8 protein-coding genes are annotated in these 12,935 nt (G+C 74.4%); 7 read left to right on the forward strand and 1 reads right to left on the reverse strand.

Translation table 11 applies throughout. The annotated features are described in order from the left end of the window. Positions 1-102: 102 nt before the first annotated feature. The 3 genes from Cba03nite_RS25740 to Cba03nite_RS25750 are packed head-to-tail and all read left to right on the forward strand — an operon-like array spanning position 103 to position 7,075. A complete protein-coding gene (locus Cba03nite_RS25740; RefSeq protein ID WP_203751166.1) occupies positions 103-3,210 on the forward strand; it encodes a hypothetical protein in 3,108 nt (1,035 codons plus the stop codon). Continuing rightward, positions 3,207-6,212: an FtsX-like permease family protein gene (locus Cba03nite_RS25745; protein WP_203751170.1), complete on the forward strand. Its 3,006-nt coding sequence runs from the start codon at positions 3,207-3,209 to the stop codon at positions 6,210-6,212. The genes Cba03nite_RS25740 and Cba03nite_RS25745 overlap by 4 nt, the downstream gene beginning before the upstream one ends. A gap of 11 nt (positions 6,213-6,223) precedes the next feature. Further along, complete coding sequence (locus Cba03nite_RS25750; protein ID WP_203751248.1) at positions 6,224-7,075, forward strand: ABC transporter ATP-binding protein; 852 nt, start codon at positions 6,224-6,226, stop codon at positions 7,073-7,075. Between the two features lie 37 nt (positions 7,076-7,112). Here Cba03nite_RS25750 and Cba03nite_RS25755 read toward each other — a convergent pair whose 3' ends face one another. After that, on the reverse strand, positions 7,113-8,708 hold the full coding sequence (locus tag Cba03nite_RS25755) for an alkaline phosphatase D family protein (protein ID WP_203751173.1): 1,596 nt from the start codon (positions 8,706-8,708) through the stop codon (positions 7,113-7,115). 103 nt (positions 8,709-8,811) lie between these two features. On the opposite strand from Cba03nite_RS25755, the gene ftsY reads away from it, so the two are divergent. From ftsY to Cba03nite_RS25775, 4 genes are all read left to right on the forward strand, one after another. Further along, entirely contained in the window at positions 8,812-10,086 is a 1,275-nt protein-coding gene (gene ftsY / locus Cba03nite_RS25760; RefSeq protein ID WP_203751175.1) for a signal recognition particle-docking protein FtsY, read from the forward strand. A 24-nt stretch (positions 10,087-10,110) separates the two neighbouring features. Beyond that, complete coding sequence (locus tag Cba03nite_RS25765) at positions 10,111-10,917, forward strand: aminoglycoside phosphotransferase family protein (RefSeq protein ID WP_203751177.1); 807 nt, start codon at positions 10,111-10,113, stop codon at positions 10,915-10,917. Positions 10,918-11,230: 313 nt separating this feature from the next. Beyond that, a complete protein-coding gene (locus Cba03nite_RS25770; protein WP_203751249.1) occupies positions 11,231-12,562 on the forward strand; it encodes an ammonium transporter in 1,332 nt (443 codons plus the stop codon). A 24-nt stretch (positions 12,563-12,586) separates the two neighbouring features. Then, entirely contained in the window at positions 12,587-12,925 is a 339-nt protein-coding gene (locus tag Cba03nite_RS25775) for a P-II family nitrogen regulator (RefSeq protein WP_166386781.1), read from the forward strand. Positions 12,926-12,935: the final 10 nt, after the last annotated feature.

Genomic DNA, 12,935 nt, shown 5'->3' on the forward strand with positions numbered 1-12,935 from the left:
GAGCCGCGCGGCCCGTAGCCGACGCCACGGCACCCCCATACCGCCCGACCGGGCCGCCCGACACGCGACCGGCCGGTAGAACGTCCCGAGAGGTGGCACCACATGCTTCGCTTGGTGCTCGGCGTGCTGGGCAGCCGCCGCAGCCAGGCCGTCACGCTGGCGGTGCTGGCCGTGCTCGCGGTGGCCGCCGGCACCGCGGCGCCGCTCTACGCCACCGCGGCCGACAAGGCCGCCGTCGCGGCGGAGCTGCGCTCGGCCACGGCGCTGGAGCGGGCGGTCACCTTCACCGCCGAGGTCGCCGTGGAGGGCGGACACGCGTCCGCCGTCGAGTCGCTGCGCGCCCAGGCGCTGGAGAAGATCGGCGACCACGGCCTGACCGAGATCATCGGGGCGTTCGTGCCCGGCACGGTGACCGCGGGAGCCGGCGAGACCGGCGAGACCGGCCCGGCGGCGAACGCGGTGCAGGCCCCGGTGACCACCCGCACCGGCGTCTGCGCGCACCTGGTGATCACCGGCGCGTGCCCCGCCGGGCAGGGTGAGGTGCTGCTCAGCGAGGCGACCGCGCAGCGCCTCAAGGTCTCCGCCGGCAGCGAGCTGAGCTTCGACCCCGACCTGGCCGAGAAGCCCGTCACGCTGCGCGTGTCCGGCGTGTACGACCCGGCGGCGGCGCTCGCCGCGAACGACCCCTACTGGGCCGGGCGTGACGACCTCACCCCGCAGCCGCTGCGCGTGTCGAACCCGATGTTCACCGCCGAGTCCACGATCGACACGCTCGGCGCGACGCGGGTCCGGGCCACCGTCGACCTGGTCGCCGACGCGACCTTCGGCGCCGACGACGTCGACCGGCTGTCCGGGGCCCTGCCCACCGCGATCGGCCTGCCCGGCACGATGATCTCCAACGGCCTGCCCCGGCTGCTGCGGCGCATCCAGGAGGCCCGCGAGGTGCTCGGCCTGGCCGCGCCGCTGGGCGCCGCGCAGCTGCTCGTCGTCTGCTGGTTCGTGCTGCTCATGGCCGTCGGGTACACCGCCGCCGAGCGCCGCGGCGAGCTGGCCCTGGGCCTGCTGCGCGGCGTGCCGCCGCGGCACCGCGCCCTGCTGGCCCTCGGCCCGACTTCGCTGGTGCTGCTGGTGGCCGCGCCGTTCGGCGTGCTGCTGGGCTGGGTGATGGTGCGCCTGCTGACCTGGGCCACGTTCGCCCGCGCGCAGGAGATCATGCTGGACCGCACCGCGCTGCTCGCGGCGGGCGGGACGCTGCTGGTCGTGATGGCCAGCGCGGCGATCGCCGAGCGGCGCGCGCACGGCGGCTCCCTGGTGGAGGCGCTGCGCCAGGTGCCCACCCGGCGGCGGGGCAAGGTCGGGCTGACCGAGCTGGCCGTGGGCGTGGTCGCGCTGGCCGCGATCGGGCAGTCGCTGGCCTCCGGCGACCAGACCGGCGGCCTGCCGTTGCTGGTGCCGCTGCTGCTGGCGATCGTGGTCGGCCTGCTCACCGCCCGCCTGGTCCGGCGTGCCGCGACCGCGTACGGCGCCTCCCGGCTGCACCGCGGAAAGCTGGCCCCGGCGCTGGCGGCGTTGCAGGTGGCGCGGCGGCCCGGGGCCGACCGGCTGGTCGCGCTGACCGTGGTCGCGGTGGCGCTGGTCGGATACACCGTGAGCGCCTGGGACGTGGCCGCCGGTGCCGCCCGCGAGCGGGCCGAGCTGACCCTGGGCGCGCCACGGGTGCTGACCGTGTTCGCCGTCTCCCGGCCCGCGCTGGTGGACGCGGTCCGCCGCGCCGACCCGGAGGGGGCCTGGGCGATGGCCGCCACCCGGCAGGAGCTGACCGACGGCACGCTGATCGGGGTGGACAGCGAGCGGCTCGCCGCGGTCGCGAGCCCGGCCGGCGGCACGTCCCCCGCCGACCTCGCCGCGCTGCTGCGGATGCCCGGCGGCGACGCCGTGACCGTGGCGGGCGGGGCGCTGGAGTTCGACGTGGACGTGGTCGACGACTCGCCGAACCCGATGCGGGTGACGGTGGCGCTGGTCGGGCCGCGTGGCGAGCCGGTCACCGGCCGCCTGGACATCCCGATGACCCTCGGTAGGGCCAACCACCGTCTGGAACTGCCGGAGTGCGCCACCGCGCCGGGCTGCCGGCTGTTCTGGCTCAGCTTCCCGCGCTCCCCCGACGGGCTGCACCTGCACCGGCTGCGCCAGCTCGGCCCGGACCGCACCCTGCTGGAGGGGCAGGCGATCGCGGCGGCGTCGCGCTGGCGGCCCCGGTTCGGCACCGAGCCCGAGGTGACGGTCATCCCCGGTCCGGACTACGTGTCGCTCTTCTACCAGCCGGCCGATCCGCGGTTCATCAGCACCGACATCCGGCTGCACGTCAACGACGCGCCGATGCCGCTGCCGGTCGTCGCCGCGGGCCCGCCGGCCCTGGCGCACACCAGGGACCTGCGCGCGGCCAAGGTGCTCGCGTCCGTCGACATGCCGGTGGACGCCCGCCGGGTGATGCCTGCGCTGCCGGGTGTGCCGGGCGAGGGACTGCTGTTCGATCTGCCCACCGCCGATCGGCTCGGCGACTCGCGGGACAACTCGGCGCAGCTGCAGGTCTGGCTGAGCGCGACGGCGCCCGCCGACGCGGTCGACCGGCTGCGCGCCAGCGGGCTGGTGCCGGTGGGCGACGAGACGGTGGCCTCGCTGGCCGCCCGCTACCGGGAGCAGGGCGCGGGGCTGGCGCTGCGGCTGCACCTGGCCGCCGCCGTGCTCAGCGTGCTGCTGGTCGCGCTCGCGACGATGGTGCTGGCCGCGACCGACCGGCGCAACCGTGCGGCCGAGCTGGCGGCGCTGCGCCTGCAGGGTATGCCCGCCCGGGTCGCCGCCCGGTCCGCCCGCATCGGCAACCTCGCCATGATCCTCATCGCGGTCCCGGTCGGCGCGCTCACCGCGCTGGCCGCCTGGGCGCTCAGCGGACCCGCGCGCACGATGCTGACCTCGTCCGGTGATCTGGCACCGCCCGGCCCGGACCAGCTGGTGGTGCTGCCCGCGGTGCTCGCGGCGGCGGCCGTGCTGGTGGCCGCCGCACTGCTCGCGGGCCGCTCGCTGGTCCGCGTGACCACCGTGGGCAGGTCCGCCCGCGACGACGGCGGCGGCCCGGCCGGGCCTCCCGCGCAGACCACCGGGGCGGACCAGACCGGTGCCCGACCCGAACGGAAGCAGGAGGTGGCCCGGTGACGGCGCTGCTGTGGGCGATGGTGCGGGCGCGGCGCGGCCTGGCCGTCATCACCCTGGTGCTCACCGCGGCCGCGGCCGCGGCGGCCGCCGCGGGGCCGCTCTACCAGCAGGCGGCGACCCGGTCGCTGCAGGAGGTGGAGGTGAGCGCCGCGACCGTCGCCGAGCGGGTGGTGTCGGCGCAGAACAGCGAGCCGCAGTGGCGCGACCAGACCCCCTCGTCGCTGCCGTACGTGCCCGGCTTCCAGACCGTCGAGGGCCGCGTGCTGGACGGGGTCGCCTCCGGCGAACTCGACCGTACGCAGGCGTTCGTGGCCTGGCGCAGTGGCATGTGCGAGCACCTGGTGATCGTCAAGGGCCGGTGCGCCACCGGCGAGCGCGAGGTCGTGCTGCGCACGGACACCGCCGACCGGATCGGCGTGCAGCTGGGCCGCGACATGGAGCTGACGCCGCCCGCCACGACCGGCCCGGACGACGGCGCGCAGCCGCTGCGCCTCACCGTGGTCGGCTTCTACCAGCGCCCGGCCGGGGACGACCCGTACTGGGCCGACCGCGAGCCGCTGGTGGGCCAGCGCATACCGGCGGTGTTCGCCACCGAGCGCACCCTGGCCGCCGCCCGGCGGGACACGGTGCGCACCGTCGACCTCATCGCCACGCCCGCCGCGTTCGCCGACATGGACACGCTGCGCGCCGAGCTTGAGGACGCCGAGGCGGAGCTGGAAGCGGGCGGGTACAACGCCGACAGCGACCTGCCCGAGCTGCTGAAGCGGCTCGACGAGGGGACGGCGCAGCTGGGCTCCAGCCTGCTGCTGGCGGCCGTGCCGCTGGTGCTGCTGTGCTGGCTGGTGCTGTTCATCGCGGTCGCCGGGGGCGTCGAGCAGCGCCGCGGCGAGCTGGGGCTCACCGCGCTACGCGGGGTGCCCGCGCGCACCCGGTGGTGGCTGGCCACCGCGGAGACGGCGCTGCCGGTGCTGATCGCGATCGTGCCCGGCTACCTGATCGGGTACGCGGTCACCACGGCGCTCGCGCTGACCGTGCTGCCGGGCGCCCCGCTCGTGGAGCCGGAGGTCACCTCCGTGGTCTACACCGCCGTCGCGGTGCTGGGCGCGCTGGCCGCGGGCATGCTCGCGCAGGTGCGCGCACTGACCACCCCGGTGCTCGGGCTGCTGCGCCGCGCCAGGGTGCGCAGGCGCCGCGGCCTGGTCGGCGGCATCGAGGCGATGGTCGGCGCGCTCGCGCTGGTCGCCGGATACCAGGTGGCCGTGTTCGACGGGGACTCCGCGTCGGGCGGCATCGCCCTGCTCGCCCCGCTCTGCATCGGGCTGGGCCTGGGCCTGGTCGCCGCGCGCCTGATCGGGCTGCCCGCCGAGCGGCTCGGCCGCCGGGCGCTGCGCAAGGGCCGCCTGCGCACCGGGCTGGCGGCGCTGACCCTGGCCCGGGGCGGCGGCACGCACTGGATCGTGGTGCTGCTGACGGTGGTGTTCGGCCTGCTGGGCTTCGCGCTCGCGGCCGGTGACACGGCCGGGCAGGCGTGGGAGCAGCGGGCCGAGGTGCAGATCGGCGCGGACCGGGTGCTGTCGGTCGCGCCGCTGCCCGCGACGAGCCTGGTCAGCGCGGTCCGTGCCGCCGACCCGCAGGGCCGCTACGCCATGGCCACCATGAAGATGAACGTGAACAGCGAGACGGCCCTGCTGGCGGTGGACAGCTCGCGGCTGGCCGCGGTGGCGCTGTGGCCGCAGGCGTACGGCACACTGCGCCCTGAGGAGGCCGCCCGGCTGCTGAAGCCCGCTCCTGTGACGTCACTGGAGCTGCAGGCGGCCGAGGTCGACGTGACCGTCACCCTCGACGCGCTCGACGCGGACGCCACCGTCGGCCTGACCCTGCGCCTGGCCACCGCGCAGGGACGCCAGTCCCAGGTGCGCGTCGACCGGCTGCAGCCCGGCACCCATCAGTATCGGGTGAAGACCGAGGTCTGCGCGCAGGCGCCCTGCCGGCTCAAGCAGGTCTCGATCGACCACTTCACGCGCGGGCGCTACCGGTTCGACCTGACCGTCGGCGACCTGCGCGACCCCTCAGGCCGGGTGCTGGTCGCCGCCGCCGCGCTGGCCGGGCACCACTGGCGGCTGCCGGAGACCAGCGCCGCCCGGCCGGTGCCCGAGGTCGGCCCGGCCCCGGCGGGACTGCGGATCCGCGTGGACACCACGGTGACGCCGGACCTGCGGGTGTTCCCCGACACCGCGCCCGAACGGCTGCCCATGGTGGCCGCGGGCCGCCTGCCGGACGTGCTGCTCGGCTACGGCGGCACGGTCCGGCTGCCGGTGGAGCGGGCCGGCACCATGAACCTGGTGCCACGGCACGGCGCCCAGGGCGCCCTGGTCGACCTCGAGTACGCCGACATGCGCCTCAACCAGGAGGGCGACGCCCCCGACCCGGAGGTGTGGCTGGCCGCGGACGCGCCCGCCGACATCGTGTCGCGGCTGGAGGCCAACGGGCTGAACGTGCTGTCGGAACGGACCGCCGAAGGCCGCTGGCAGCTCTACCGCGAGCAGGCGCCCGCGCTGGCGCTGTGGTTCCTGGCCGCGGCCGCGTTCACCGGCGTCGCGTTCGCCGCGGGCGGGCTGCTGGTCACCGCCGTGCTGGAGCGCGGTCACCCCGACGAGGGGCTGGCCGTGCTGCGCGGGCAGGGCGTGCGAGGGCGCGTGCTGCGCGGCGCCGCACTCGGCGGCCGGTTCGCGATCGTGCTCACCGGCACCGTGATCGGGCTGCTCGCGGCGGCCGGATCGTGGGTGCTGGCCCGCGGGGTGGTGCCCGTGTACGCCGACGGCGGGTTCGCCCCGACCGGCACCCGGCTGCCCGGGGTGGCCAGGCCGTTCCTGGTGCCGCCGCCGGACCTGCCCAGCCCGATGATCGCGCTGCCGATCGCCGTGGCCGTGCTGGTCCTGTTGACAACGTGCCTGCTCGCCACGAGAGTGGCCGCCCGGGTGAACGAGGGAGCGACGTCGTGAAGAACTCCAGCCTGACCGGCCTGGCCGTGGTGTGCCGCCGGGTCGTGCACATCTACCGCGCCGAGGGCGGTGACGTGGTCGCGCTGGCCGGTGTCGACCTCGACATCGCGCCGGGGGAGCGGGTCGCCCTGGTCGGCCCGTCCGGCTCCGGCAAGTCCACCCTGATCGCGCTGCTCGCCGGGCTGATGCGGCCCAGCGCGGGCCGGGTGCAGATCGGCCTGGTCGACATCGGCCGGATCAGCGAGGCCGAGCTGGCCCGCCTGCGCGGCACCGACCTCGGCGTGGTGCTGCAGGGGGCGCGGCGCAACCTGCTGCCGTACGCCACCGTGCTGAGCAACGTGTGGCTGGCCCAGCGCCGCGCCGCACATGTGCGGCCCGCCGACCTGGAGCCGCCGGAGCGCATCCTGGCCCTGCTCGGCCTGACCGGCTTCGGCCACCGCAAGGTGCAGGACCTGCCGCCCGGCGCGGCACAGCGGGCCGCGATCGCGGTCGGCATGGCCAGCTCACCCGGCCTGCTGCTGGTCGACGAGCCCACCAGCCAGCTCGACCGGGGCGCGCGGGACGAGGTGCTCGCCGCGCTGGAGGCGGTCAACACCGAGCGCGGCACCACGATCGTCGCCGTCACGCACGACCCCGACGTGGGCGCCCGGCTGGGCCGTGCGGTCACCATCCGCGACGGCCGGGTCGGCTCGGAGGGCCGCGACGGCCGCGAGTTCGCGGTGATCGCCGGGGACGGCACCGTGCAGCTGCCTCCGGACGTCCTGGACGCCCTCCCGCCCGGCACGCTGCTCTCGGTCCAGCACGCCGACGGCCGCGTCACCCTCGTCTCCGACGACCACTCCGCCCCCGCCCCGCTGCCGTGACCGTGGCCTGACCCCGTCGCGCGGGCGCGCGGCGGGGTCAGGTGAGGTGGTGGTACAGGGCGGGAGAGAGGGCCGGGCCGGGGGCGGTGCCCTCGATGACGACCGAGGCGGTGCGGCCGTGGTGGGCGAGGGTGGCCACGGCGCTGCCGAAGTACGGCGGGCGCAGCGCGCGCCAGCGCACGGCCGGGCGGGGCACCCCGAACGCGCGCGCGACCAGCCAGGCCGGGCCGGACAGCACCCGCCACCAGCCGACGCGCAGCAGCGTACGCATGACGCCCTTGATGCTCTGGTGCAGCGGGGAGCACGTGACCTGGTGTACGGCCGCGGTCGCGCCGGGGATCTCCGCACGGGCGACGTACGAGTGGTGCACGTCGCCGCCGAGCACGCTGACCGTGGCCGGGCCGCGCACCGCCGCGATCAGCGCGGTCAGCTCGTCGAAGGAGTGCCCGACGGCGGCCCAGTGCTCCAGGTCGTAGTGCTGGCGCAGCCGTTCCATCGTGCCGCTGTGCCGCGCCGCGAGCACCTCGATGACGGCCTCGCCGTGGTGCACCGCGGGCGCCAGCAGCCAGGGCAGCGAGCAGGCGAGCACCAGGTGGTCGCAGTCGGCGCGGGTCTGCTCGGCCAGGGCGTCCCAGTGCTCCTGCGGCCACATGCGCCGCTCGGGGCCGTCGAGCACCCGGTTGCCGCGGCAGTCGAGCAGGATGAGCCGGGTCCGGCCGACGTCGACCACGCAGCCCCACGGGTAGAGGTCGGGCCCGGCGGGCACGGACACCCGCTCGGCGAACGCGGTCAGCACGGCCGTGGCGTCCTCGCCCGCCCGGATGCGCCGCCATACGGGGTCGGTGTCGAGCTGGACCGGGGTGAGGTTGCCCAGGTGCTGGAAGAGCCAGTACGACGCGAGCCCGGCGACGATGCGCTCGGCCCACCACGGCTGCGCGCGGACGGACTCCAGCCAGCCGGCCGACGAGTTCCAGTCGTCCATGATCTCGTGGTCGTCGAAGATCATGACGCTGGGCACGGTCGACAGCAGCCAGCGCACCGGCGGCTCGGTCCACGACTCGTGGTAGAGGTGCACGTACTCGGCGAAGGTGACCACGTGGTCCGGCGGCGCCTGCGCGGGGCGCTCCCGCCCGGCCAGCCAGCCCGTCGTGGGCGCGGACAGGTTGTCGGCGTAGATCTGGTCCCCGATCAGCGCCAGCAGGTCCGGCAGGCGGGCCTGCCCGGCGCGGGCCGCGTCGAGCAGCCGCTGCCCGAGCGCCTCCAGCGCGTCCGGGTCGTGCCCGGCGGCGGCGTGGGTGCGCGTGCACGCCTCGCGGCAGGAGCCGAACGTGATCACCGCGTCGGGGTCGCCGGGATCGCGAATGGTGATCACCGAGGGTGGGTACTCCGGCAGCGGCCAGACCGGCGCGCCGTCGAGTTCGACGGCGTACGCGTGTGCACCCACCGGCAGCCGCGACAGCACCACCAGCCCCAGATGGACGCCGAACGCCTCGAACGTGTCCGACGTCACGGTGTGCTCCGCGGCCCGCACGGTCACCCGCGCGGGCTGGTCGGTCTGTACCCAGATGACCGCCTGGTCACCGTCGACACGGCGCAGCAGGGGGCCGAGCAGGAGGGTCGCCACGCCGCACATCCTCCGGGATGGCAGGCACGGTGGCCAGGTCCGGTCGTGTCGAAAAGGCGCGCGCGGGCTCCGGTGTGCCCCCTGCGGCCCTGGATTTGAGAGGATGCCCGTCATGAAAGACGCGCTCGTTCCCGTGATCGTGATCGTCGCCCTGCTGCTCGTGGCCGGGCTGACGGTCTTCCTCGTGCGCCGGCCGCGCCGTGCCGTGCTGCCGCCCGAGGCGGGCACGAAGGAGGCCGAGCGCCCCGGCATCGAGCGCGGCGAGCAGATCCCGCCCAGCGTGATCGCCCCGCCGAAGCCGGACGGCAAGACGCCGGTCGGGGAGAAGCCCGCGCCCGAGAAGCCGGCGGTGGAGAAGCCCGCCGTCGTTCCGGCGCCCGCCCCGGCCCCGCCGGTCGAGAAGGCCCCGCCGGCCCCGCCGGTGCCGGCGGAGCCGGTCGCGCCCGAGATCGAGCAGCCGGAGCCGACCGCGGGCCGCCTGGTGCGGCTGCGCGCCCGCCTGGCCCGCTCGCAGAACGTCTTCGGCAAGGGCCTGCTCGGCCTGCTCTCGCGCGACCACCTGGACGACGACGCGTGGGACGAGGTCGAGGAGAGCCTGATCAGCGCTGACGTGGGCGTCCAGGCGACCACGGAGATCGTTGCCAAGCTGCGCGAGCGCACCCGGGTGCTGGGCACCCGCACGGCGACCGATCTGCGCGGCCTGCTGGCCGAGGAGCTGACCGAGGCGCTGGACCCGAAGCTGGACCGCTCGCTGCACACCGGTGTGGTGGAGGGCAAGCCGTCGGTGATCCTGGTCGTCGGCGTGAACGGCGCGGGCAAGACCACCAGCTGCGGCAAGATCGCCCGGGTGCTGGTGGCGGACGGCCACACGGTGGTGCTGGGCGCGGCCGACACGTTCCGCGCCGCCGCCGCCGACCAGCTCGCCACGTGGGCCTCCCGGGTGGGCGCGCAGGTCGTGCGCGGCCCCGAGGGCGGCGACCCGGCGGCGGTGGCCTTCGACGCGGTCAAGAAGGGCATCGACGCGGGCGTCGACACGGTGCTGATCGACACGGCGGGCCGCCTGCAGAACAAGGTCGGCCTGATGGACGAGCTGGGCAAGATCAAGCGGGTGGTGGAGAAGCACGGCCCGGTCTCCGAGACGCTGCTGGTGCTGGACGCGACCGCCGGCCAGAACGGGCTGAGCCAGGCCCGCGTCTTCACCGAGGTCGCCGACGTCACCGGGGTGGTCCTCACTAAATTGGACGGCACGGCCAAGGGCGGTATCGTGATCGCGGTGCAGCGCGCTCTCGGTATCCCGGTCAAGCTGGTCGGCCTGGGCGAGGGCCCGGACGACCTCGCCCCCTTCGATCCCCAGCAGTTCGTGTCCGCGCTGCTGGGTGACGAGTGACGAGCGACGAGCGCTGAAGAGTCGATGGTGACAGCCCCTTTCCAGGACCCGACCGAGATACCGCTGCGCGGCGGCAACGTCAGCACGGTGGTCCGCGTCGGCGAGACCGTGCGCCGCAACGCCGGCCCGTGGACCCCCACGGTGCACGCGCTGCTGCGCCATCTCGAGTACGCCGGTTTCACCGGGTCGCCACGTGCCCTCGGCATGGACGAGCACGGCCGCGAGGTGCTGTCCTACCTGCCGGGCGAGTGCGGGGAGTACCCGCTCGCCCCGCACTGGGTCACCGACGAGGCGCTGGTCACCGTGGCGACCATGCTGCGCATGTTCCACGACGCGCAGGCGGGCTTCCGCACGCCCGCGGGCGGGGTGTGGCGCTCGTTCGGCCCGCCCCCACCCGACGCGGAGATCATCTGCCATCACGACGCCGCGCCGCACAACGTCATCTGGCGGCCCGACGGCACGCTGGCGATGATCGACTTCGACCTGGCCTCGCCCGGCTCGCGCATCTACGACGTGGCGTACGCCGCGTGGACCTGGGTGCCGATCTTCAGTGACCGGGACTCGATCACGCTCGGCTGGCACCGGCCGGACCGCCCGCGCCGGCTGCGCCTGTTCGCCGACGCGTACGGGCTGATCCCGCGCGACCGGCACCGCCTGGTGCGGACCATCCGCAAGCGCATCGTGGACCACGTCGAGGGCATCCGCCGCCTCGCCACGGCGGGGGAGCCGGCGTTCGTCCGGATCGTGCAGAAGGGCCACCTTCGGCGGCCGCTTCGCGACCTTCGGCTGATTGACTACGAGCGGTACACGCTGGAGCACGCGCTGCGCTGAAAACGCGCCATGAATGGGCTCCTCACGTGTGAACATTTCTTCACACGTACGAAACAGATCGTGACGCGCTGGAAACCGAGCCGCGTCATTGCGCGAAACAGGGGATGGCGATGCTGCCTCCCAACCAGCACCGATGGCATTGCGGCGATCGGGCCGGGCGGACCTGGCGGCGCTCCCGCCGGTCGACCTCGGTGGCTGGGAGGGAGGAACCCACTCACCCTAGGAGGGCAGCGTGCTGCTCGCTGAAGATCCACCGACGATCGACACCGGTAACGCTGCGTGGCTGCTGGTCTCGTCCGCTCTGGTGCTGCTCATGACCCCGGGTCTGGCGCTGTTCTACGGCGGCCTGAACCGTGCCAAGGGCGTGCTCAACATGATGATCATGAGCTTCGCCTCCATCGGGCTGGTCTCGATCATCTGGGTCGTCTACGGCTTCACCGCCGCGTTCGGCACGAACGAGAACGCGGACCTGAACGCGTACATCGGTAACTTCTCCACGTACCTGGGCATGCCGATCGACAAGACCGGCGAGATCTGGTTCCTGGCCGGGGCCTCCACGGGCATCCCGACGTACGTGTTCGCCATCTTCCAGATGATGTTCGCCATCATCACGGTCGCCCTGATCAGCGGCTCGATCTCCGACCGGGCGAAGTTCGCCGGCTGGCTGGTCTTCGCCTTCGGCTGGGTCACCCTGGTCTACATCCCGGTCGCGCACTGGGTGTGGGGCGGCGGCTTCATCGGCGCCAAGATCTTCGCGCTCGACTTCGCCGGTGGTACGGCGGTGCACATCAACGCCGGTGCCGCGGCGCTGGCGGTGGCCCTCGTGCTCGGCAAGCGCATCGGCTGGCCGAAGGACAAGTTCAAGCCGCACAACGTGCCGTTCGTCGCCCTGGGCGCCGGTCTGCTGTGGTTCGGCTGGTTCGGGTTCAACGCGGGCTCGGAGCTGACCGTCGACGCCATCACCGGCGTCGCGTTCCTGAACACCCAGGTCGCCACGGCGGCCGGTCTGCTCGGCTGGCTCATCATCGAGTGGATCCGTGACGGCAAGCCCACCCTGGTCGGCGCCTCCTCCGGCGCGGTCGCCGGCCTGGTCGCGATCACCCCGGCCTGTGGCTTCATCCCGACCCTGCCGGCCGTGCTGCTCGGCCTGGTCGCCGGCGCGGTCTGCGCCCTGGCGGTCAGCCTGAAGTACAAGCTCGGCTACGACGACTCGCTCGACGTGGTCGGCGTGCACTTCGTCGGCGGCTGGATCGGCTCGCTGTTCATCGGTCTGTTCGCCAGCACCGAGCTGAACTCCTTCATCACCACGCTCGGCGGCCAGGACGGCCTCTTCTACGGCGGCGGGGCGACCCAGCTCGGCCGTCAGGCCCTGGCCAGCGGCATCGTGACGGTCTTCTCGTTCGTGGTCGCGGGCATCCTCGCCTTCGTGATCGACAAGACCATCGGCTTCCGGCTGTCGCCCGAGGCCGAGGTGGAGGGCATCGACGTGGTCGAGCACGCCGAGAGCGGGTACGACCTGTCGCCCTCGACCGGCGGCGGTGCCGCGGGTGCCTTCGCGCTGGCCGGCATCGGTGCCGGTCCCAAGGCCCCGAAGGCCGATGTGGAAGAAGAGACGGCTCCGGCCACCGAGAAGGTGTCCGGCTAAGGTTCCCTGATGGAGGGGTTGAGCATGAAGCTGGTCACCGCCGTCATCAAGCCGTACCAGTTGGACGCGGTCAAGGAGGCGCTGCACGCCATGGGCGTCGCGGGCCTGACCGTCAGCGAGGTACAGGGCTACGGCCGGCAGAAGGGCCACACCGAGGTGTACCGGGGTGCCGAGTACACGGTGGAGTTCCTGCCGAAGATCCGCATCGAGGTGGTCACGGACGAGCTGGACGTGGAGAAGGTCGTCGACTCCATCGTCACCGCCGCCCGGACCGGCAAGATCGGCGACGGGAAGGTGTGGGTCACCGAGGTCTCCGAGGTGGTCCGCGTCCGCACCGGCGAGCGCGGTCTCGACGCGCTCTGATATTCGGAGA

Origin of the sequence: Catellatospora bangladeshensis, from assembly GCF_016862575.1 — a bacterium.
GTDB lineage: Bacteria > Actinomycetota > Actinomycetes > Mycobacteriales > Micromonosporaceae > Catellatospora > Catellatospora bangladeshensis.

Coding starts and splice junctions, on each gene's coding strand:
- Cba03nite_RS25755 (WP_203751173.1), bottom strand. CDS start 8,708: ATGTGCGGCGTGGCGACCCTCCTGCTCGGCCCCCTGCTGCGCCGTGTC.
- ftsY (WP_203751175.1), top strand. CDS start 8,812: ATGAAAGACGCGCTCGTTCCCGTGATCGTGATCGTCGCCCTGCTGCTC.
- Cba03nite_RS25740 (WP_203751166.1), top strand. CDS start 103: ATGCTTCGCTTGGTGCTCGGCGTGCTGGGCAGCCGCCGCAGCCAGGCC.
- Cba03nite_RS25775 (WP_166386781.1), top strand. CDS start 12,587: ATGAAGCTGGTCACCGCCGTCATCAAGCCGTACCAGTTGGACGCGGTC.
- Cba03nite_RS25765 (WP_203751177.1), top strand. CDS start 10,111: ATGGTGACAGCCCCTTTCCAGGACCCGACCGAGATACCGCTGCGCGGC.
- Cba03nite_RS25770 (WP_203751249.1), top strand. CDS start 11,231: ATGACCCCGGGTCTGGCGCTGTTCTACGGCGGCCTGAACCGTGCCAAG.